General features: G+C 69.1%; 21 protein-coding genes. 8 read left to right on the top strand and 13 right to left on the bottom strand.

What is annotated here, in order from left to right; all coding sequences use genetic code 11:
- Window positions 1-60 precede the first annotated feature (60 nt).
- The 4 genes from ABZ374_RS25110 to ABZ374_RS25095 form a co-directional block, all read right to left on the bottom strand.
- Window positions 61-621: a hypothetical protein gene (locus ABZ374_RS25110; RefSeq protein ID WP_360314691.1), complete on the bottom strand. Its 561-nt coding sequence runs from the start codon at window positions 619-621 to the stop codon at window positions 61-63.
- Between the two features lie 171 nt (window positions 622-792).
- Window positions 793-1,347: a hypothetical protein gene (locus ABZ374_RS25105; RefSeq protein WP_360314689.1), complete on the bottom strand. Its 555-nt coding sequence runs from the start codon at window positions 1,345-1,347 to the stop codon at window positions 793-795.
- Between the two features lie 486 nt (window positions 1,348-1,833).
- Window positions 1,834-2,388, bottom strand: a complete 555-nt coding sequence (locus tag ABZ374_RS25100) for a hypothetical protein (protein ID WP_360314687.1) — start codon at window positions 2,386-2,388, stop codon at window positions 1,834-1,836.
- A gap of 506 nt (window positions 2,389-2,894) precedes the next feature.
- Window positions 2,895-3,437: a hypothetical protein gene (locus ABZ374_RS25095; protein ID WP_360314685.1), complete on the bottom strand. Its 543-nt coding sequence runs from the start codon at window positions 3,435-3,437 to the stop codon at window positions 2,895-2,897.
- A 623-nt stretch (window positions 3,438-4,060) separates the two neighbouring features.
- Between ABZ374_RS25095 and ABZ374_RS25090 the strand changes: the two genes are divergently transcribed.
- Both ABZ374_RS25090 and ABZ374_RS25085 read left to right on the top strand, forming a co-directional pair.
- Window positions 4,061-5,743 (top strand): hypothetical protein, encoded by a 1,683-nt coding sequence (locus tag ABZ374_RS25090; protein WP_360314683.1) that lies wholly within the window; start codon window positions 4,061-4,063, stop codon window positions 5,741-5,743.
- A gap of 384 nt (window positions 5,744-6,127) precedes the next feature.
- Entirely contained in the window at window positions 6,128-7,723 is a 1,596-nt protein-coding gene (locus tag ABZ374_RS25085) for a hypothetical protein (RefSeq protein ID WP_360314681.1), read from the top strand.
- A 101-nt stretch (window positions 7,724-7,824) separates the two neighbouring features.
- Here ABZ374_RS25085 and gltX read toward each other — a convergent pair whose 3' ends face one another.
- From gltX to ABZ374_RS25070, 3 genes are all read right to left on the bottom strand, one after another.
- On the bottom strand, window positions 7,825-9,195 hold the full coding sequence (gltX, locus tag ABZ374_RS25080; protein WP_360314707.1) for a glutamate--tRNA ligase: 1,371 nt from the start codon (window positions 9,193-9,195) through the stop codon (window positions 7,825-7,827).
- A gap of 167 nt (window positions 9,196-9,362) precedes the next feature.
- The gene (locus ABZ374_RS25075; protein ID WP_360314679.1) at window positions 9,363-9,770 is read right to left on the bottom strand and encodes an ATP-binding protein; all 408 of its coding nucleotides are present in this window, start codon (window positions 9,768-9,770) and stop codon (window positions 9,363-9,365) included.
- Between the two features lie 146 nt (window positions 9,771-9,916).
- Window positions 9,917-10,258: an STAS domain-containing protein gene (locus ABZ374_RS25070; protein WP_360314705.1), complete on the bottom strand. Its 342-nt coding sequence runs from the start codon at window positions 10,256-10,258 to the stop codon at window positions 9,917-9,919.
- Window positions 10,259-10,437: 179 nt separating this feature from the next.
- Between ABZ374_RS25070 and ABZ374_RS25065 the strand changes: the two genes are divergently transcribed.
- Window positions 10,438-11,340, top strand: a complete 903-nt coding sequence (locus tag ABZ374_RS25065; protein WP_360314677.1) for an RNA polymerase sigma factor SigF — start codon at window positions 10,438-10,440, stop codon at window positions 11,338-11,340.
- Window positions 11,341-11,461: 121 nt separating this feature from the next.
- Here ABZ374_RS25065 and ABZ374_RS25060 read toward each other — a convergent pair whose 3' ends face one another.
- Window positions 11,462-12,430 carry a CoA ester lyase gene (locus ABZ374_RS25060; RefSeq protein WP_360314675.1) on the bottom strand — a complete coding sequence of 323 codons (969 nt, stop codon included), beginning with the start codon at window positions 12,428-12,430 and terminating at the stop codon, window positions 11,462-11,464.
- Window positions 12,431-12,545: 115 nt separating this feature from the next.
- On the opposite strand from ABZ374_RS25060, the gene ABZ374_RS25055 reads away from it, so the two are divergent.
- Window positions 12,546-13,106, top strand: a complete 561-nt coding sequence (locus tag ABZ374_RS25055) for a hypothetical protein (RefSeq protein ID WP_360314673.1) — start codon at window positions 12,546-12,548, stop codon at window positions 13,104-13,106.
- A 12-nt stretch (window positions 13,107-13,118) separates the two neighbouring features.
- Here the strand turns inward: ABZ374_RS25055 and ABZ374_RS25050 are convergent, their stop codons facing one another.
- Window positions 13,119-14,051 (bottom strand): hypothetical protein, encoded by a 933-nt coding sequence (locus ABZ374_RS25050; protein WP_360314671.1) that lies wholly within the window; start codon window positions 14,049-14,051, stop codon window positions 13,119-13,121.
- Window positions 14,052-14,161: 110 nt separating this feature from the next.
- The gene (locus ABZ374_RS25045; RefSeq protein WP_360314669.1) at window positions 14,162-14,917 is read right to left on the bottom strand and encodes a hypothetical protein; all 756 of its coding nucleotides are present in this window, start codon (window positions 14,915-14,917) and stop codon (window positions 14,162-14,164) included.
- A gap of 142 nt (window positions 14,918-15,059) precedes the next feature.
- Here ABZ374_RS25045 and ABZ374_RS25040 point away from each other — a divergent pair, with 142 nt between their 5' ends.
- The 3 genes from ABZ374_RS25040 to ABZ374_RS25030 all read left to right on the top strand — a co-directional run bounded on the left by ABZ374_RS25040 (window position 15,060) and on the right by ABZ374_RS25030 (window position 17,558).
- Entirely contained in the window at window positions 15,060-16,334 is a 1,275-nt protein-coding gene (locus tag ABZ374_RS25040) for a CBS domain-containing protein (protein WP_360314667.1), read from the top strand.
- Window positions 16,324-16,908, top strand: coding sequence for a DUF1003 domain-containing protein (locus ABZ374_RS25035; RefSeq protein ID WP_360314665.1), 585 nt, complete (start codon window positions 16,324-16,326; stop codon window positions 16,906-16,908). Before ABZ374_RS25040 ends, ABZ374_RS25035 begins: the two co-directional genes overlap by 11 nt.
- Window positions 16,909-16,976: 68 nt before the next feature.
- Complete coding sequence (locus ABZ374_RS25030) at window positions 16,977-17,558, top strand: TetR/AcrR family transcriptional regulator (protein WP_360314663.1); 582 nt, start codon at window positions 16,977-16,979, stop codon at window positions 17,556-17,558.
- On the opposite strand, the gene ABZ374_RS25025 is transcribed toward ABZ374_RS25030, so the two are convergent.
- From ABZ374_RS25025 to ABZ374_RS25015, 3 genes are all read right to left on the bottom strand, one after another.
- The gene (locus ABZ374_RS25025) at window positions 17,533-18,771 is read right to left on the bottom strand and encodes a benzoate/H(+) symporter BenE family transporter (RefSeq protein WP_360314661.1); all 1,239 of its coding nucleotides are present in this window, start codon (window positions 18,769-18,771) and stop codon (window positions 17,533-17,535) included. The two genes, ABZ374_RS25030 and ABZ374_RS25025, sit on opposite strands and share 26 nt — an antisense overlap.
- 19 nt (window positions 18,772-18,790) lie before the next feature.
- Entirely contained in the window at window positions 18,791-19,267 is a 477-nt protein-coding gene (locus tag ABZ374_RS25020) for a macro domain-containing protein (RefSeq protein WP_360314659.1), read from the bottom strand.
- 81 nt (window positions 19,268-19,348) lie between these two features.
- A complete protein-coding gene (locus ABZ374_RS25015; RefSeq protein ID WP_360314657.1) occupies window positions 19,349-20,233 on the bottom strand; it encodes an amidohydrolase family protein in 885 nt (294 codons plus the stop codon).
- Window positions 20,234-20,322: 89 nt separating this feature from the next.
- On the opposite strand from ABZ374_RS25015, the gene ABZ374_RS25010 reads away from it, so the two are divergent.
- Window positions 20,323-21,456 (top strand): Mrp/NBP35 family ATP-binding protein, encoded by a 1,134-nt coding sequence (locus tag ABZ374_RS25010; RefSeq protein WP_360314703.1) that lies wholly within the window; start codon window positions 20,323-20,325, stop codon window positions 21,454-21,456.
- Window positions 21,457-21,491 lie beyond the last annotated feature (35 nt).

Raw genomic sequence — 21,491 nt, 5'->3', positions numbered from 1 at the left:
GGCCCCGACACCCGGATCCGGGTGTCGGGGCCGACGCGTGCCTCTCGGGCAATCGCCGGGTCAGAAACCGAAGTCGAGACTCCCGAAGGTCTGGTAACCGCTGCAGTAGATGTCCCAACCGGGACCGGCCAGCGGGTTCGTAAGGCGAAGCGACCAATTCGTGGCGCTCGGCGGCGCAGCGCTCGTGTCCTTGAGTCGCACATTCGTACCGGCCGGGATCCGGGCGAGCGCCGGGATCGGCCCGATGACCATCGGCCAGGGCCCCCAGGCCGGGTGGGTCGACCCCGCGAAGTCGTGCACCGTCCCGACACCCGATCCACCACTGCTGGTCTGGATCGTCCGGAGCACGATCGCGGCGGAGTTGGCGGGAACCGCCGTGTTCTGGCCGATCGACGTGGACACCTTCATCTTCTGCGGCAGGGTGGGAGTGGAAGCGCTGGACGACAGTGTCGCCGTGAACGGCGAGGGTCCGAAGATCGCACCACTGGGGTCGTTGCAGGTGAACGTGACCGACCGCGCCTCCGGCGGAATCGCGTAGGCGGAGGTCGACAGTGCGGTGACGGCGACCAACGCACCGGCGGCGCAGGTGATGCCGGCGGTGACGAGCTTGGTGGGTTTCACGAAGGTTCCTTTCATCGGACCGGCCGAGGCTGGGGTTCGGCCGATCGCCGGAATGCCTGCGGAACAGCACCGCAAAAAGCGCCCGTTGCGACGACCGACGGTCGCCACAACGGGCTGGCACGTGAGAGATGAATCCGAGCGCTCCGCCTCCCTGGTCGAAAACCGGATCGATCAGAAAGTGAAGGGGGTCGGGGTGGTGTTGGGCGGAACGATGTCTTGGCCGCCGACGCAGCGAATGTCGGCGGGCGCCGGGATGTTCGCCTGGATGCGCACCGAGTAGTTCGTGGCGCTCGGCGTACCACTGGTGCCGAGCAAGGTCACCGAGGTACCGCTGGGCAGACGCGAAGCCGCCGGGACCCCGCCGAGCGTGATCGGGTCGCCCACGTTCATCGGCAGATTGATGGTCCCGCTGAAGTCCCATGCCACGGACGCACTGGTGACCGTGCGGATGGTGGTCGTCAGCGAGTTCGCCGCGATCTTGACCGGCGCCTTGATGGACGAGGTGAGCTTCATCTTCTGCGGGTTCGGCGAGCCCGGGTCGCTGGAGGCCAGAGTGCCCGCCCCGTTGGTGGAGTACGTGATGTTGGTGAGGATGTCGACACACGTGAGAGTCACGCCGCGCTGCTCCGGCGGAATCGCGTTGGCGGTGCCGGACATGGCCATCACGGCCGCGAAGGCACCCGCCGTACAGGCGATGCCGACCGTTGCGACTTTGGAACGAGACATGAGGGGTGGTGCTCCTTTCACGGCTTTCCGAATGGGCACGCACTCGCCCGAGTTCCTGAAGCAGGCAAGGCGCTGGTACTGCCGGCCGGTATCTCGACATCGACAGGGGGCGCCGACGCAAGCCATACCGCGAAGGGCCCGCATTGCTTCGGCCTCGGGCCTTCCGGCACAGGGAGAGTGAAGCGGCAGCCCGAAAAGAAGTCAATGCCTAATGTCCACTTTTGCAAACCCAAGTGATCTTCGAGAAGCTTCCAACCATATCGACCGAGAGGCCACCTTCAATCCCCAAGATCATTAAATACATATCTTTGATCATGGTGACACGCGTCACTATACAGGCATGATTACTTAACGTGAGTATCGTCGGGAATTCCCGGTAAAACAAACGTCTCCCGAGACGCGAAGGCGTCCGGGGAGACGTTTGGAAACCAATCCTCGACCAAAAGCGAAGTCAATGGTTCCGGTGGTTTATTTCCGGTCCGGTGATCAGAAGGTGAAGTCGTCCGTCCCGGAGTCCTGGCCACCCGCGCAGTACGTGAAGACGGTGACCCCGGCCAGATGCGATTCGATCTTGACCGACCAGTTCGCCGCGCCGGGCGCCGCACCGGAGGTGTCCACGAGGCGCACCTTGGTACCGGCGGCCAGCCGCGACGGGGCGGGAACGGGCCCCAGCCGAACGGGGTTGCCGACGTTCATCGGCGCGTTGAGCGTGCCGGCGAAGTCCCACGCCGTGCCCGCCCCAGCGCCGCTGGTCTGCACCGTGCGAATCGTCGTGGTCAGCGCATTCGGCGGAATCTGAACGGGCGAGGTCATCGGCGCGGTCAACTTCATCTTCTGGGCCGTCGTGCCGCCCGAGTCGCTGGAGGCAAGAATGCCCGGGCCGTTCGTCGCCCAGGTGGTCCCGCCGCTGTCCACGCACGTGAGCGTCACCGCCCGGGACTCCGGGACCATCGCGTGGGCCGTGCCGGACAACGCCGCGGAGGCCGCGAACGCGGTGGCCACACACGCGATGCCGGCGGACGCGAACCTGGTACGAGTCATGAGAACACTCCTTCTCGATCGGTTTCGAAGACCCGACCCCGCCTGTCGACTTCGACCCGTGCCCCCCGGGGGGAATGCGCCCGCCGCCCTGCGGATCCGGGGCGATACCGATGACAAGGCCATTCCACCCCACGCTTCGGGGCCCTTTCGGCAGGCTCGAGTCAAACCGTACGGTCGGCAAAAGTCAATGCTGGTTTCGATTCCGGAAAACCCGGGAAAGAAACGAAATGGAGAATGCGGAGCCAAGTTTATCGAATTTCGATCTTGGTGACACGTGACACCGGATTCGGGTGACATCCGGACAATCAACGAATCACCGAAAGTGATTTCCGAGCCGTCGTCGGGACACTCGACGGGCCCCCGATGTTCGCCCACACCGGCCCGCGCCACCGCTATCCGGACATACGTACGCCTGCCCGGGCGGCACGAGGCCACCCGGGCAGGCGCGAGACGTCATGAACGTTCCGGACCGGATCCCCGAAAAGCGGGACCCGGTCCGGGATCGATCAGAACGAGAAGTCGGCCGAGGCCGCGTCCTGCTTGCCGGCACACCAGATGCTGATCGGGGAGCCGGAGATGCTCGTGGTGATCAGCACGGACCAGTTCGACGCGCTGGGCGCGGCGGCCGAAGTGTCCTGCAGCCGCACGTTGGTGCCCGCCGCCAGTCGCGAAGTACCCGCGACCGGGCCCAGGTTGATCGGGTTGTTGATGTTCATCGGCAGGTTGACCGTGCCGGTGAAGTCGCGAACCGTGCCCGTGCCGGTCTGGATGGTGCGGATGGTCGTGGTCAGCGAGTTGGCCGGGATGTTCTGCGGCGCGAGCAGCGGCGAGATGAGCTTCATCTTCTGCGCCGCGGTGCCGCCCGGGTCACTGGAGGTGAGGGTGCCAGTGCCGCCGGTGACCCACGTGGTACCCGTGCTGTCCTTGCAGGTGAGGTTCACGCTGCGCGAATCGGGGACCGCGTTCGCGGTGCCGGACAGCGCCATGACGGCGGCGAAGGCAGCGGCCGAACAGGCGATACCGGCACTGGCGAGCTTGGTGCGAGACATGGTGGAGCTCCTTTTCATCGCTTCCGAGTACCTGGTGGTGGCGCACGTTCTCCCCGGCCTGCACGCCGCAGGCGAAAACGGTGGAGCAACCGGCGGGCATCCCGAACGAGCCGATCGACACTGCACACGGCCGACCGACACGAGCTGACTATCGAGATCCGAGGCGGGCCCGCTTCTTCCCCACGCTTGGGGCCCTCCGGCACAGCCAAGAGTGAAACTGTGCAAGCGGAAGAAGTCAATACGGTTTTGTAGATGAAGTCACCGGGCAGCGATCGTGAATCGATCGCCGTTCCTATTGACTCGGTCAAGCTCGGAAAGAGGAGGTCGGAGCAGGTTTATCAAAGTTGATCATGGTGACACGTGACACCAAGATCACCGCGTTTTACGCATTGCTTCCTGGGCCTTTATTCGCTAGATGTTCGGGCGGACCAGCAACGTTCGGAGTTCGCCATCCCGGCCATTTCACCCAGCACTCGGCCAACGCTCCAGACAACCGTCGCCGACGGGCAACGGGCGCAGTGGGCGACGAAATGTCGTCCTCCGGGCGTACGCGGGGGAAGCGGACTCTCCTGCACCAAGAGCCACCAGGCACCTCCCACCCGGCTAGGAGAAACGTGTCCCGAATGCGAAGAATCGCTCCGCGCAGACTGATCGCGGTCGCGGCCGTCGGCGCCGTCGCAAGCACCGGCGCCCTCGTCCTGGCCCCCTCGGCCCAGGCCGACACCGTCGACTACGCGACGCACTGCACCAACCCGTACTCGACGCCGCCGGACGGCAACGTCAAGATCGACCTGGTCGTCACCCCCGCCAAGAGCACCTACCAGGTGGGCGACGTCGTCTCGGTCGAGTGGCAGTGGAAGCTCTACCCCAAGGCCCCGACCTCGATCCCGGTGGTCGGCAAGGTGCCGAAGGACTCCACCTACCCGGTCGGCACGGTGAAGTTGACGGGCGCGCAGACCGGCAACTTCGCCATCCAGGGACCGAAGATCAACCCCGAGGCGCTGCCCGGTCAGGACCTGATCCTGAGCAACCCGGTCGGCAACGTCACGCTGACCCAGGCCGGTCAGGTCAACCTGACCCCGGACATCTACTCGACCTGGACCACGGCGGTCGGGCAGACGGTCGAGACCAAGTGCTCGCCGATCAACCCCATCTCGGTCTCGCGCACCCTCACCGTGGACGGCCCCTCGCAGGGGGCGCCCACCGTCAGTGCGAACCCGGGTGAGTTCAACGCCGGTGCGCAGGTCGCCCTGTCCGGCACCAACTGGGCCGCCGGCACCCCGTCGGTGCAGCTGTGCGACGCCAACGGCGCCGCCTGCGACGCGACCAAGATCGCGGCGAACAGCCTGGTGGTGGCCAACGGCGCGCTGTCCGGCAACATCAACACCGTCGCGACCGTGCCGACCGGCAACTACAAGATCAAGGTCAAGGTCGGCGCCGGCGAGGCGCTCACCCCGGTCAAGATCAACGCCGTCGCCCGGCAGGCCACGCTCAGCCCGAACCGCGGCCCCGTGGGCACCACCGTCACGGTGAGCGGCAAGAACTTCAACCCGAACCTCACGGTCATCGCACGCGGTCAGACCGCGACCGGTTACGTGCTGGACGAGACCGCCGCGTACGCCGACTCGGCGGCCGACGGCACGGTCACCATCCCGGACTTCGTGGTGAGCGACCCGAGCATCACCTCGGTCTGGATCACCGAGGGCGTGGACGAGGCGACCGGCTTCGCCCTGCCGTTCACCATCGGCGCGGCCCTGCCGGCCACGCTTTCCGCGTCGCCCGCCGCCACCCACGCCGGTGGTTCCGTCGCGGTGTCCGGCAACAACTGGACCCCGAACGGCTCCGCCACCGCGTCGCTGTGCGCGGCCGACGGCTCGGCGTGCAGCACCGCCCGGATCACCTCCGGCCCGATCGCCATCGGCGCCGACGGCTCGCTCGCCGGCAACGTGACGATCGCCGGCAACGTCGGCGAGGGCACCTACAAGCTCAAGCTGAGCGACGGCAGCAACAGCGCGCTGGCCTCGGTCACCGTGCAGCGCCGCTGGCTGGAGCTGAACAAGACGTCCGGCGACCCGTGCACCTTCGTCCTGGTCACCGGACACGGCTACGGATCGCTCGCGTGGGTCAACGTCAACGGTCTGGCGGGCAACTCCAAGACCAGTGACTGGGCCGGCGCCTGGGCGAACGCCAATGGCGACTTCAGCATCTGGATCCTGATCACGAAGTCGAACACCACCGGCATCATCGCGTCGGAGACCTTCCACTCCGACCGCAACGCGTCGACCCCGTTCACCGTGACGGGCTGACACACCTCCGCACGGCTCGATCGAAGGCCGCCGTCCCTGTGGACGGCGGCCTTCGACGTGCCCGACGGCGTACCGAGAAGCGGAAGGATCAATTCCGTTTCCCTGTTCTTCCCGCGCCTCTTCCCTTGCCGCGCGGCAAGTCGATCATGTTGACACGTGACACCTGGATCGCCACGAAATAGTCATTGACTTCGTCAGCAATTAGCGGATGAATACGGTGTCGGACCATCTATTGCCGACTGCCATCGCATCCGTCGCATTCCGACCGGCGGCCCGCCCCGCTCCGAGAGGGCGGAGACCGCAGTGCAATTCCCGGATCGCGCGGTGCCGCTCCATCGTGGCAGGAGGCATATTCCCATCCCCGCGAGGAGAATAGTGTCCCGAATGCGAAGAATCGCTCCACGCAGGCTGCTCGCCTCGACAGCCGTCGTCGCCGTCGCGACCGCCGGCGGTCTCGTGGTCCTCGCACCGTCCGCCCAGGCGGCCCCGGTCGACTACACGACGCACTGTGTCAACAAGTTCTCGCCGAACCTGCCCAATGGTCAGGTTCAGATGGACCTTCAGGTCACCCCGGAGAAGCCGACCTACGCCGTGGGCGAAGAGGTCACCGTCAAGTGGCACTGGACGGTGTTCCCGAAGGCCCCGCCGACCATCCCGGTGATCGGCAAGGTGCCCGCGAACTCGACCTACCTCGACGGCACGGTCAAGCTCTCCGGCGCCCAGACCGGCTCCTTCAAGACCATCGGGCCGCAGGACAACCCCGAGGCCCTGCCCGGTCAGGACCTCAAGGTCAGTGACGGCACCGGCAAGTTCACCCTGACCACGCCCGGCGACGTCAACCTGACGCCGGACGTCTACTCGACCTTCACCACGGCCCTGGGCCAGAAGGTGCCGACCGACTGCTCGCCGGTGACCCCGGTCTCGGTCTCGCGCACCATCAAGGTCGAAGGCACCTCGCAGGAGCCGGCCACCCTGGTCGCCCCCGCCGAGGCCAACGCCGGCGCCTCGATCGCACTGACCGGTGCACACTGGCCGGCCGGCAGCCCCTCGGTCGAGCTGTGCGACGCCGCCGGTGCGGCCTGCGACGCGGCCAAGATCGCCCCCGGCAACACCCTCGCGGTGGCCGCCGGAGCGCTCACCGGCAACGTCTCCACGATCGCCACCGTGCCCGCCGGCGACTACAAGATCAAGGTCAAGGTCGGCGCCGCCGAGGCACTCGCCCCGATCAAGATCAACGCCACGGCGCGGCAGATCAGCTTCGATCCGGCCAGTGGTCCCCTCGGTACCACGGTCAAGATCACCGGGAAGAACTTCGCCCCGAACATCACGGTCATCGCGCGCGGCCAGACCGCGACGGGCTACGTGCTGGACGAGGTCATGGCCTACGCGGACTCGGGTGCCGACGGAACGGTCGTCATCCCCGACTTCATCGTGAGCGACGCGTCGATCGCGGCGATCTACGTGACCGAGGGCACCGACGAGTCGACCGCGGTCGCCGCTCCGTTCCGCATCACCGTCCCCGGTAGCGGCCTGGACCAGACGGTGACCGGCAGCGTGGTGGCGGGTGGCCTGACCATCTCCCAGTCCGCCGGCGCGATCAAGCTGTCCGACATCACGATCAACGGCCAGGCGCAGAACATGACCGGCGCGCTGAACACCGTGACCGTGAAGGACTTCCGCAGCGGCAACACCGGGTGGACCCTCACCGGCTCGGTGACCGACTTCACCAACGGCACCGGCGGCAAGATCGGCGCCGACAAGTTCACCTGGACCCCCAAGGTCGCCGCCGGCCCGGGTTCGCCCAGCGTCGCGGTGCCCGGTAGCACCGGCCCGATCGGCACCGGCGCCACGCTGGCGTCCGCGCCGGCCGCCGCCACCACGGGCGGCACCTTCGCCGCCGACGCCGACCTCTCGCTCGCCGTTCCGGCGTACCAGTCGATCGGCACCTACAGCGCCACGCTGACCCTCTCGATCAGCTAGCGCGCGGCACCTCGCAACACGGCGGGCCCGCACACCGGCAACCGGTGTGCGGGCCCGCCTCGTTCGTGCCGATCGGCTTCCGGGCCGAAGGCCGCGCCGAACTACTGCGCCGCCGCCAAGCGCTCCAGCGCCGCGTCGACGCGGGCCAGCACCCGGTCGCGACCGAGCACCTGGAGCGACTCGAACAGGGGCAGGCCGATCGTCCGGCCGGTCACCGCAACTCGCACCGGGGCCTGCGACTTGGACAACTTGAGGCCGTGCGCGGCCCCTGCGGCCTCGACCGCGGCCTTGAGCGCGTCCACGTTCCACTCGGCACTCGCCAACTCGGTACGCGCACTGGCCAGCACGTCCGCGGCGCCGGGCTTCATCGCCTTGGCCCAGGCCGCCTCGTCCTCGGCGGGCGCGTCCAGGAACAGGAAGTCCACGTACATCGGGACCTCGTCGAGCACCGTGATCCTGGTCTGCACGAGCGGCGCGACCTCGGCGAACACGGCCGGGTCGTACGCCTCCTTCGCCCACGGCGCCTTCGCCCCGAGCAGCCACGGCTCGCAGGCCCGCACGAACGCGTCCGCGTCGAGCGCGCGGATGTAGTCGGCGTTGAACGAGGAAAGCTTCTTCACGTCGAAGAACGCCGACGACTTGTTCACGTCCCGCAGGTCGAAGAGCTGCTCCAGCTCCGCGTAGGGCCGGATCTCGATGTCGTCCTTGGGCCCCCACCCGAGCAGGAAGAGGTAGTTCACCAACGCCTCGGGCAGGTAACCCTCGTCCAGGTAGGACTCCAGGGCCACCTTGTCCCGGCGCTTGGACAACTTCTGCCGCTTCTCGTTCACGATCACCGGCAGGTGCGCCCACTGCGGCGGGGTCGCGCCGAGCGCCTCCCACAACAACTGCTGCTTGGCCGCGTTGGACAGGTGCTCCTCGCCGCGGATCACGATGGTGATCCGCTGGTCGACGTCGTCGACCACGTTCGCCAGCAGGAACACCGCCGAGCCGTTGCCCCGGGCCACCACGAAGTCCTCCAGCGAGGCGTTCGGGAACTCGGTGTCGCCGCGGACCAGGTCGGCCACGACCGTCACGCCCTCGTCCGGCGTACGAAAGCGCAGCGCGCGCCCCTCGCCCGCGGCCAGGCCGCGGTCCCGGCAGAAGCCGTCGTAGCCAAGGTGCTTGGAGCCGGTACGGGCCTCCAGGTCCTCACGGGTGCAGTCGCAGTAGTACGCGCGACCCGCCTCGAACAGGCGGACCGCCGACTCGCGGTGCAGCGCCGCGTTCTGCGACTGGAAGTACGGACCCTCGAAGGCCGGGTCGGACGCGTTGATCCCGATCGCCGCGAGCGCGCCGATGATGCCCTCGGTCCACTCCGGCCGGTTCCGCGCCTCGTCGGTGTCCTCGACCCGCAACACGAACGTGCCGCCGGCCTTGTGCGCCACGGCCCAGTTGTACAGCGCGGAACGAGCGCCACCGACGTGGAACATGCCGGTGGGAGAGGGAGCGAAGCGAACACGAACCGAAGAGGCAGACATGTGCTCCAGGGTATCCGCCGAACGACCCGGGTTCGGGCCGGCACCCGGCTCCGCTCACCACCCCGAGCGCACCACCCCGAGCACCCGACCCGCGACGCACCACCCCCTAGGCACCCGACTCAGCGCATGGCCTCCGGAACCGGCATGTCCACCCACACGGTCTTGCCGTCGCCCTGGTGCACGACCACCCCCCAGTCCAGCGTCAACCGGCGGATGATGTGCAGCCCGTGTCCGCCCGGTCGTGTTCCCGAGTGCGGCGCCCGCGCCTGCGGCGGTTCCTCGCTGCGGTCGTCCACCTCGATCCGGAGCAGATCACTGGTCCGCACGACGCGCAGCTCGACCGGACCGCCCGCGTGCAGGCACGCGTTGGTGACCAGTTCGACCGCGACGAGCAGGACGTCGTCGGACGTCAACATCACCTGTTCGTCGTCGGAACCCGACCATCCGTACGCGTGGAGCGTGTTGCGGATGAACGTCCTGGACCGCGCCACCGCCCCCGTCGCGCCCTCGAATGGCAATCTCCGCACCTGACGAAGCGGTGGGGTGGAGAAACAGGCACCCCCGTCGCCGGGCGCCTGCGATCGCATGGCGCACATCTACTGGCTCACCTCGCTCACGCTGCTACGCGGTGATAGTTGCCCGCATCCCGCTGGAGGACACCAGAAGTCACGGGCTACTCTCCGACCGCCTCTGCCAGGGTCTCGTGGAAAGTGAACCCCTGTACCGCACCGGTGATCTCGAATACCCGCGCAACGGCAGGTTGAACGCCCACGAGGTGGACCGCTCCTCCTGCGGCCTGCGCGCGAAGCCGGGCACCGAGGAACGCGTTCAGTCCGGTCGAATCGCAGAAATCGAGTCCGGAACAGTCGATCACCAGGCGCGTACTGCCCTGCTCGACACACTCGAACAGGCGGTCCCGCACCGCGGCGGCACTGTCCACATCGATCTCACCGGCGACCGTAACGATCGCAGAGGTGCCATTGGTGCTCACCGACACCGTCAAGCCGCCCTGCATGCCAGCCTCCTGCTGCCCTTTGCCCACCGAGTAATCCGGCCCGGGCACACGATAGACGACGGCCCGTCGATGATGGGCGTCACCCGGCGCACACAAGTTTTTCGAGTGCATGGTGTTTGGCATCGCTCATCCGGGTTAGGCGCAGGGGAAACCTCAAAAACGCGTCACGAGGGGGAGGCATGGCAGTACAGCTCGAAGCCGAGATGCAGGTCCGGGGGTCGCAGCGGCCACCGGCAATGGACACCGGGGCAGAAGAGCTGGATCTGTACGAGCTCCACCACGAGTTCGACGAGGCCCACATCGGGTCGATGGGCGCCGCGGACGCGCGCGCCCTGTCCAGGACCCTGTTTCGGCGACTGAATCGGCTCGAGGAAGGCACGCACGAGTACCAGTACGTGCGCAACACCCTCATCGAACTCAATCTGCCCCTGGTGCGTTTCGCCGCAGGCCGTTTTCGCACCCGCAGCGAACCGCTGGAGGACATCGTCCAGGTCGGCACCATCGGGCTGATCAAGGCGATCGATCGTTTCGACACCGAGCGCGAGGTCGAGTTCCCGACCTTCGCGATGCCGACCATCCTCGGTGAGATCAAGCGTTTCTTCCGGGACACCACGTGGTCGGTCCGGGTGCCCCGGCGGCTCCAGGAACTGCGACTGCGGCTGGCCAAGGCGAGCGAGGAGTTGGGGCAGCGGCTGGACCGGGCGCCCACCGTCGCCGAACTCGCGGCCTTCCTGGAGGTTTCGCGCGAGGAGGTCGTCGAGGGCATGATCGCCTCGAACGGCTACAGCGCGTCCTCCCTGGACACACCCGGTGGTGGTGCCGGCGGCGACGACGCCGCGATCCCGATCGACCGGCTCGGCACGGACGACTCCGCACTCGAACTGGTCGACAACCGCGAGTCGCTCAAGCCGCTGATCGCCGCGCTCCCGCCGCGCGAGAAGCACATCCTGCTGTTGCGCTTCTTCGGCGGCAAGACCCAGGCCGAGATCGGCGAGCAACTGGGCATTTCCCAGATGCACGTCTCCCGGCTGCTCTCCCGCACGCTCGGCACACTGCGCGCGGGGCTGCTCGCGGAGAACTGAGCCGGGCGGACCACCGCCGGGCTCACAGTCGTGTGCACGGACGCCGAGAGGGGCGGGAGGCGGTCGCCTCCCGCCCCTCTCGGCGCGTCCCGGTCCGGGCCCCGGGCCCGCCGGTGTGGCGTCAGCCCTTGGGGGCCTCGAACTTCTGCGTCCGCTGCATGCCCGCGGCACGGCCCTTGGCCGACATCACCAGGGCCATCTTGCGCGACGCCTCGTCGATCATCTCGTCGCCGAGCATCGCGGCGCCCTTCATGCCGCCCTCGGCCGAGGTGCACCAGTCGTACGCGTCGAGGATCATCTCGGCGTGGTCGTAGTCGGCCTGGGTCGGCGAGTACAGCTCGTTCGCGGCGTCGATCTGGCCGGGGTGCAGCACCCACTTGCCGTCGAAGCCCAACGCCGCCGAGCGGCCGGCCACCCGACGGAACCCGTCCACCTCCTTGATCTGGAGGTAGGGGCCGTCGATCGCCTGGAGGTCGTTGGCCCGGGCGGCCATCAGGATGCGCATCAGGATGTAGTGGTAGGCGTCGCCGGTGTCGTAGCCCGGGGGCTGCTCGCCGACCACGAGCGACTTCATGTTGATCGACGCCATGAAGTCGGCCGGCCCGAAGATGATCGTCTCCACCCGCGGCGACGCGGCGGCGATCTCGTCCACGTTCACCAAGCCGCGGGCGTTCTCGATCTGCGCCTCGATGCCGATCCGACCGACCTCCAGGCCGACCGTCTTCTCGATCTGGGTGAGCAGCAGGTCCAGCGCCTTGATCTGGCCGGCGTCCTGGACCTTGGGCAGCATGATGGCGTCGAGGTTGGCCCCCGCGCCCTCCACGACGGTGACCACGTCGCGGTAGGTCCAGTGCGTGGTCCAGTCGTTGACCCGCACGACGCGGATCCGATTCCCCCAGTCGCCGTTGTTCAGCGCGTCGACGATGGTGTGTCGCGCGCCCTCCTTGGCGAGCGGGGCGCAGGCGTCCTCGAGGTCGAGGAACACCTGGTCGACCGGGAGCCCCTGCGCCTTCTCGATGAAGCGCGGGTTGCTGCCGGGCACAGCCATACAGGAACGGCGGGAACGCAAGCTACGCGATGTGGCGGCCATGTGTCTGGTCCTCCCAGTGCTGCGGATCGTGCGGTCAGGTTACCGACGGGTCACCCGCCTCGGACTATGAGGTGGCGCACGTTCCGCGCCTGCGCGTTGTGGGACGCTGTGGCGCATGACGGACACCGACGCACCGCGCGATGAAGCGGCGCCGCTCGACGAGGCCGCACTGCGCGAGGAAGCGGCACTGCTGGAGGAAGCGGCGCGCAAGTCCGGCCTGCTCTGGCTCACCGTCGACGACGCCCCGCCGCGCCCGGTCTGGCACGTGTGGCTGGACGGCTCCTCGTGGCTGGTGACCGCCCGCGAGGACGGCGCCGTCGAGCAGTTCGTACCCGGCCTGGCCGAGGCCGGGCGGGCGCTGGTGGACGTCCGCAGCAAGGACAAGGGCGGACGGCTGCCCGGATGGAGCGCCGAGGTCCGGGTGGTCACCCCGGACGACCCGGCCTACGAGCCGGCCGTACTGGCCCTGCACGCGGCCCGGTTGAACGCGCCGGACGGCGAGGAGCAGCCGGCCCGCTGGGCACGCGAGTGCGACCTGATCCGGCTCACCCCCACCGGCTCGGCCCGATCCGCGCCCCGGGACGCGGGCCGCACCGTGCCGATCGGCTCGCCCGCGGTGACCCGCGGGGCCTCGCCGTTCAACCTGTCGATCGGCCGCCTGCGCCGACGCGGCTGAGCGCGGGTCGGCTCAGGAGAACAGCAGCGAGTCGCCCCGGAGGCCGCCGGGCACCGGCGGCTTGCTCGTCCGGCCGATGTCCGAGCGGCGCGTACTCCCGGTGGAGGGCGTGCCGTTCGGGGGGCGCGTCGAGGTGCCGTTGTTGCCGCTGCCGTTGGTCGGGCGGCCCTGGGTGGTCAGGCCCTTGTCCACCACGTCCTTGGGGTCCGGCGCGTGCACGTCCACCCGCTCGCCGTAGCCGAGGAAATCGAACGCGCCGGCCTGCCGGACCTCCGGGGCCGACTCCATCCGCAGCAGGTACGGAGCGCCTTCGGTGGCCACCCAGATGGTGCCGCCCGCGCCCGGCGTGCGGCTCTCCAGCGCGATCGCCTTGTGCCCGTTGACCTGCTTGACCGGGCCCTTCTCCAGTTTGCCCGGCTTGCCCATCAGCTTGTTGGTGAGCCGCTCGACGTAGGTGTTCTCCACGATGCCGTCGTACTTCTTGTCCCCGGAGGGGACCTGTACGTACTTCTCGTGGTTGGCCACGTCCGAGTTGGCGCCGTCGACCTTGGACCAGAACTTCGTGTCGCCCCGGAACCAGACCTGGTTCTGCACCCGGGTGACGTAGGCCGTCGTGCTGTCCTCGACGATCTGGCCCTCGCTGCCGGTGCTGGTGAAGCGCATGTCCACACTGAACGGCTTGGCCGGTTTGCCGGCCGCGCCCGGGACCGTCAACTCGCCCTTGACGTGCACCGATTTCGCCCCGGCCGTCGCGGCCTGGGCCCGCTGCAGGATCGCCGCCGGGTCCAGGTTGTCCACCTGGTTGCCCAGTGGCGCACCGGCCAAGGGTTCGTCCACCGGTGCCTGCCACGAGCGGTGTGCGGGTCGTCCCGCACTGCACCCGGCGGCCAGCACCGTGACCGATACAGCCGTCGCCACCACGAAGCCGCGCCGCACGTGATCCACCGTTGGGTTCCCTCGTTGTTCGATGTCTCGTTGGTTCGCTGACCCGAATCGACGCTCGCCCGCGTCGCCGTCCTACCGGAAACGGTATCCCGGAGGGGGAATCGCCCGCCTCAGTCGGTGCCCGGCTTCGGCTCGTCGGGCTTGCCCGACGGTTGCTTGCCGTCGGTCAACGAGCCGTAGTCGACCACATCCTCGGCCTTGGGCAGCACCAGCGGGAAGTCCTGGTCGTATTCGAAGAGTTCGAGCGCTCCGCCGGTCGGCGACGGGATGTACTTGAGCGGGAACGGCGTCCCCCGCAGGGCCACTCGCAGTTCGCCGCCGCGGCCCCGGTCCGCCACCAGCTTGAGTGACTCGGCGCCGCGCACGTTCTCCCGGCCGTCCTTCTTGAGCTTGCCGTTGAGCCGGATCAGATCGGTGATCATGTCCTGCATCCGGGTGAAGCCGGACAGTCGGGCGTAACTGGGATCGGCGGGCGAGACCTTGACGAACTTGTCCCGCAGCGCCTGGGCCGACTGTTCCACCTCGGCCCCGCCGCGCCCGTCCCGACCCTGGTAGAGCCGGGCGTCGCCGCGTACGAACAGGTCCTGGCCGACCCGCAGCAGTTCGATGGTGCTGTCCGCGGTGACCACGGTGCCCACCCCGCCGTCACGCTTGAGCCGCAGGTCGATCCGGAACTGCTGGCTCTGGATCTTCCACACGCCCTGCACGTGGACGGCGCCGGCCGCCGCAGCCGCCGCCTTGGACTTGCCGGCTATGGAGTCCGCGGACTCCGCACCGAGCCCGGTCTCCTCCTTCGAACACGCCGTGCCGGTGAGGACACAGGCGGCCAGGAGGGCGATCGTGGTCTTCATCCGAGGCAAGCGCACGGGCGGCACTGTACTGAGCCGGGCGCCGGGTGTCGTGATCATGCCCACCTTCACCGGTAACCTGACCGTTCGGGACACCCGCGGCACGAGCGCGCGGATCGGCCAACGCGGACGTACACATCGGCGACGGAGGGACCACGGCATGGGTGCGTCATCCGGGCGGGTGTTCATCTCGCACCTTGCCGGCGTGGCCGTGTTCGACCCCAATGGCGACCACGTCGGCCGGCTGCGCGACGTGGTGGTGATGTTGCGTACCGCCCAGCTTCCCCCACGCGTGCTCGGCCTGGTCGTCGAGGTGGCCACCCGGCGGCGGATCTTCGTCCCGATGACCCGGGTGACCAGTGTGGAGACCGGCGAGGTGATCACCACCGGGCTGGTCAACATGCGCCGCTTCGAGCAGCGGCCGAGCGAGACGCTGGTGCTCGCCGAGATGCTGGACCGCCGGGTGGCCCTGGCCGAGACCGACGAGCCGGTGACCGTGCTGGACGTCGCGATGGCGCTCGGGCGCGGTCGCGACTGGCTGATCGCCAAGTTGTTCGTGCAAAAGGGCGCCACCTCCGGGCTGCGCCGGCGGCGCGGCGAGACGATCACCGTCGACTGGAACGCGGTGGTCGGCTTCGAGCGCCCGGAGGACCAGCAGGGCGCGGCCAACCTGCTCGCCACGTTCGAGCAGTTGCGGCCCGCCGACCTGGCGAACGTGCTGCACAACCTGTCCGCCAAGCGCCGTGCCGAGGTGGCCGCGGCGCTGGACGACGACCGGCTCGCGGACGTGCTGGAGGAGTTGCCCGAGGACGACCAGGTCGAGATCCTGGGCCAGCTCCAGGAGGAGCGGGCGGCCGACGTCCTGGAGGCGATGGACCCGGACGACGCGGCCGACCTGATCTCCGAGTTGCCCGAGGACACCGCGGAGCGCCTCCTCGGCCTGATGGAGCCGGAGGAGGCCGAGGACGTCCGCCGACTGCTGACCTACGTCGAGGACACCGCCGGCGGCATGATGACCACCGAGCCGATCGTGCTGGAGCCGGGCGCCACGATCGCCGAGGCCCTCGCACACGTGCGCAACTCCGACCTCTCGCCGGCCCTGGCCAGCCAGGTCTACGTCTGCCGGCCGCCGACCGAGACGCCGACCGGCAAATACCTGGGCACGGTGCACTTCCAGCGGCTGTTGCGCGATCCACCGTTCACCCTGGTCGGCGCGGTCCTGGACACCGACCTGATGCCGCTGCGGCCGGACACCCCGCTCGCCGAGGTGACCAGCTTCCTGGCCGCGTACAACATGGTCGCCGCTCCCGTGGTGGACGAGGACGACCACCTGCTCGGCGCGGTCACCGTCGACGACGTGCTCGACCACCTGCTGCCCGAGGACTGGCGCGAGGGCGCCATACACGGAGACGGGGGAGTGCGCCGTGGCCCGTGAGAGCACGAGCACCGACAAGCGCCGCCGGCCGCGCCTGGATCAACCGCGCGCCCCGGGGCGGCGCCCGCTGCTGCCCGCGTACGATCCGGAGGCGTTCGGTCGGTTCTCCGAGCGGATCGCCCGCTTCCTGGGCACCGGCCGGTTCCTGGTCTACATGACCGCCACGGTGATCGTGTGGATCGGCTGGAACATCTTCGTGCCGCCGGCGCTGCGCTTCGACGAGTACCCGTTCATCTTCCTGACCCTGGCGTTGTCCCTGCAGGCGTCCTACGCGGCGCCGCTGATCCTGCTCGCGCAGAACCGGCAGGACGACCGGGACCGGGTCAACCTGGAGCAGGACCGGGCCCGCAACGAGCGCAACATCGCGGACACCGAGTATCTGACCCGCGAGGTCGCGGCGCTGCGGATCGCCCTCGGCGAGGTCGCCACCCGGGACTTCCTGCGCTCGGAACTCCAGTCCATGCTCAAGGAGTTGGACGAGCGTCGGGAGACCGACGGCTGGCTGATGGGGCGCGACGTGAGCGACACGCACCCGCCCCACCGGCAACACCCGCCGGAGCCGGAGCGTCCCTGAGCTGTTTTATACAATCGTATGAGTCATCCGTATAAGACATTTGTCTACGGCAGGGTTACGATCGGTGCATGGGACACCGCGAAGACCTGCTGGCCGGAGCCAAACGTTGTCTGTACGAGAAGGGCTACATGCGCACCACCGCGCGCGACATCGTCGCCGCGTCGGGGACCAACCTCGGATCGATCGGCTATCACTACGGGTCCAAGGACGCGCTGATGCAGCAGGCGCTGCTGGAGTCGATCGAGGGCTGGGGTGACGAACTGGCCGGCGCGCTGGCCGAGGCGGTCGGCGGCGAGACCGCGCCGCTGGAGCGCTTCGAGGCGATCTGGACACGGGTGATCGACCTGATGGAGTCGCACCGGATGATGTGGGCGGCCAACTTCGAGGTCCTGGCCCATCTCGACGAGTTGCCGGAGATCCACAAGGTGCTCGGCGCGGCACAGGACGCCGGCCGCTCCGGACTGGCCTCGATCTTCCTGGGCGTGCCCGAGGAGGGCAACGAGCACCTCACCGGCACGGTCGGCGCGCTGTGTCAGGCGCTGCTGGTGGGCGTGGTCAGCCAGTGGATGTTCGCCCCGGAGAACGCCCCCACCGGCCGGGACCTCGCCGAGGGCATGCGGGTGCTCATGGGCGCCGGCCGGGCAGGCTGAACCGGCCGCCGGACAGCACCACGTGGGCCAGGACACCGGCGATCAGTCCCCAGAACGCGGATCCGATCCCGCCGATGGTGACCCCGGACGCGGTGGCCAGGAAGGTGATCAGCGCCGCCTCGCGGTGCTCGTCGTCGGCCATCGCGCCGGTGAGCCCGCTCGCCAGCGCGCCGAACAGCGCCACGCCCGCGACCGCCGCGACCAGTTCCTTGGGCAGGCCCGCGAACAGCGCCACCAGGGTCGACCCGAACATGCCCACGATCAGGTAGAAGACCCCGCACGAGACCCCCGCGACGTAGCGCCTGCGGGGGTCGTGGTGCGCCTCGGGCCCGGTGCAGATCGCGGCGGTGATCGCGGCCAGGTTGATCGCGTGCGACCCGAACGGCGCGAGCAGCGTGGACACCACCCCGGTCGAGCCGATCAGCACCCGGTCGTTCGGCGCGTAGCCGGACGCGGCCAACACCCCCATCCCGGGCGCGTTCTGCGACGCGAGGGTGGCCACCAGGAGCGGCACCGCGATCCCGATCAGGGCGGGCACCGACAGGTGCGGTGTGGTCCACTGCGGCCGGGCGATCTCGAACGTGTCGATGTGCACGTGCAGCCGGGACGTCGCCGCCGCGCAGGCCACCCCGACCACGAGCGCGGCCGGTACCGCGTAGCGCGGGAGGAAGCGCTTCCCGAGCAGGTAGGCGAGCAGCACGCCGCCGGCGATCCAGGGCGCGGTCCGCACCGAGGTGAACACCCCGGTGCCGAACGAGAACAGGATTCCGGCCAGCATCGCGGACACCACCGCGGCGGGCACCCGGCGGATCAGCCGGCCGAACACGCCGGTCACCCCGATCACGGTGATCAGCACGCCGGTCACCACGAACGCGCCGATCGCCTCGGGATACGGGTACGAACCCAGGCTGGTCACCAGCAGCGCGGCGCCCGGGGTGGACCACGCGGTGACGATCGGCATCCTGGTGTACAGGCTCAGGCCCAGGCAGGTCAGCCCGCTGCCGATGGACAACGCCCAGACCCACGAGCCGGTCTGCTCCCGGGTCAGCCCGCCGGCCGAGGCCGCGGTCAGCACGATCACCAGCGGCCCCGAGTAGGAGACCAGCACCGCGATCAGACCGGCGAGCACGGCCGAGAAGGACGCGTCCCGCCACCACCTCGGCTCGGCCGAGGGCGGCGCCGGTTCGGTGTTCGTCGTGGTCCCCGTACGCACCCGGCGCCTCGCCTCGTGGTCAATCGTGGTCGTAGACGGTGACCTGGACACCGCACGCGCTCAACCGTTCGAGGACGAGCGGCTCCACCCTGCCCCAGCTACCCCCCGCCAGACCACAGCCAATTCGCGGCATGTGGACCGTGGCCCCGAGTTCGAGCGCCCGGCGGCCGACTTCGCCCAGGGCCCGGTCGATCGCCTCGTAGCGCACCGGCGGCCCTTTGCTGCCGGTGCGCATGCCGTGTTGGCCGATCATGTTGGCCACCCACAGGTGGGTGGCCACCCGGACCAGGCGTACCGCGCCGAGCCCGAAGTCGTTGCCCGCCCGCTCGCGATGCCAACGTCGATAGTCGGCCTCGGGCTCGGGCCAACGCCGGGATACCGCGAGCACGAAGCCCTTGCCCCAGCCGCCCTGGTCGTTGCAGACGTGCGCGATCACCTTGACGCCCTTGCCCAGCGGCGTGGTGGCGTCTCCTCGGATGTACGTGACGATCGCCATGCGCGGCACCGTAGCCAACCGCACCGACGCGTCGGCACCGACTGCCCGGGCTCGCCGCCGTACCGCCGGGCGGCGGCACCGTCACGGTCGGCCGAACAGGCGGGCCGCGTTGTCGTGGCAGACCGCCCGCAGCCAGTCGTCGCCCAGCTCCAGCCGGGTCAGCGCGTCGAGCCCGTGCACGTAGCCGTACGGGATGTTCGGGAAGTCGCTGCCCCACAGGATGCGATCCGCCGCGTCCCGCAGCCGGACCCGGTCGGCGGGCGGGAACGGGGTGAACTCCTCGACGAAGTCGGTGAAGGCCATCGTGGTGTCCAGATACACGCCCTCGTGCCGGTCCGCGAGATCCAGGAACTCGCCGTATTCCGGCATTCCCATGTGCGCGACGATCAGCCGCAGTCGCGGGTGCCGGGCGAGCACCCGGGTGATCGGCTCGGGCCCGGTGTGCGCCCCGGGCACCGGCCCCGAACCGCAGTGCGCGACCACCGGCACCCCCGCGTCCGCGAGCGTGCCCCACACGTCCTCCAGCAGCGGATCGCCCGGGTCGTACCCACCGACCTGGACGTGCGCCTTGAACACGACCGCCCCCGACTCGATCGCCTCGCGCACGTACTTGCCCGCGCCCGGCTCGGCGAAGAAGGTCGCCGTGTGCAGGCAGTCCGGGGTACGCGCGGCGAACTCGCGCGCCCACGCGTTCAGCCACACGGCCATCCCGGGTTTGTGCGGATACAACATCGAGGTGAACGCCGAGACGCCGAACGCGCGCAGCTTGGCCACCCGTTCGTCCTCGTCGAGTCGGTAGGTGATCGGCCACGGCCGGCCGATCAGCGGACCGGCCGCGTCGAAGTAGGCCCACACCTTGTCCAGCACTCGCTTGGGCATGAAGTGCGTGTGCACGTCGATCAACGACGCCAGTCCCAGTTCCCGGCGAAACCGGGCCACGCGCGTCTCCTCGGTCACCGTCGTCACACGGCCACCTCCCCATTCGGCTCGCAGGTCGATGCTCTCGAAGGGATTTTCCGAGGGCGTCGTAAGCTCACGGTATGGCTTCTGCAACCCTGCCCTCGGCGGACGACGTCCAGGATGCGCTGGCGACCGTCCAGGACCCCGAGATCCACCGGCCCATCACCGAATTGGGCATGGTCAAATCCGTCGAGATCCATCCCGACGGGCGGGTCGAGGTCGGGGTCTTCCTGACCGTCAGCGGCTGCCCGATGCGCGAGACGATCATCACCCGGGTCGAGACGGCCGTCGCCGCGCTGCCCGGCGTGACCTCGGTCGACGTCGAACTCGACGTGATGAGCGACGCACAGCGCAAGGAACTCGCGAGCAACCTGCGCGGCGGCCAGGCCGAGCGCGAGGTGCCGTTCGCCAAGCCCGGCTCGCTCACCCGGGTCTACGCGGTGGCGTCCGGCAAGGGCGGCGTCGGCAAGTCGTCGGTGACGGTGAACCTGGCCGCCTCGATGGCCGCCCAGGGGCTCAAGGTCGGCATCGTGGACGCGGACATCTACGGCCACTCGGTGCCGCGCATGCTCGGCGCGGAGGGCAAGCCCACCCAGGTCGAGAACATGATCATGCCGCCGTCGGCGCAGGGCGTGAAGGTGATCTCGATCGGCATGTTCACCCCGGGCAACGCCCCGGTGGTGTGGCGCGGTCCGATGTTGCACCGCGCGCTCCAGCAGTTCCTCGCCGACGTCTACTGGGGCGACCTGGACGTGCTGCTGCTCGACCTCCCGCCGGGCACCGGCGACATCGCCATCTCGGTCGCCCAGTTGGTCCCCAACGCGGAGATCCTGGTGGTGACCACACCGCAGCAGGCCGCCGCCGAGGTCGCCGAGCGGGCGGGGACCATCGCGGTGGAGACCCGGCAGACCATCGCCGGCGTGATCGAGAACATGGCCGGGCTGCCCTGCCCGCACTGCGGCGAGATGGTCGACGTGTTCGGCTCCGGCGGCGGTCAGCGGGTCGCCGACGGTCTGTCCGCGGCCACCGGCACCAAGGTCCCGCTGCTCGGTTCGATCCCGATCGACACCCGGCTGCGCGAGGGCGGCGACACCGGCAAGCCGGTCGTGCTGGACGCCCCGGAATCGCCCGCGGCCATCGCACTGGGCACGATCGCGGCCAAGCTCGGCGGACGCGAGCGCGGGCTCTCCGGCCTCCAACTCGGACTGACCCCGCTGCGCAACTTCTAGCCGCGGTCGGGAAGATCCCGATGGAGGTCGGCGGC

The organism is Embleya sp. NPDC005971 (assembly GCF_040629175.1).
In the GTDB taxonomy this organism is placed as follows: domain Bacteria; phylum Actinomycetota; class Actinomycetes; order Streptomycetales; family Streptomycetaceae; genus Embleya.
The sequence above is the reverse complement of the archived record's forward strand: the minus strand, read 5'-3'. Positions and strand labels throughout refer to the sequence as shown.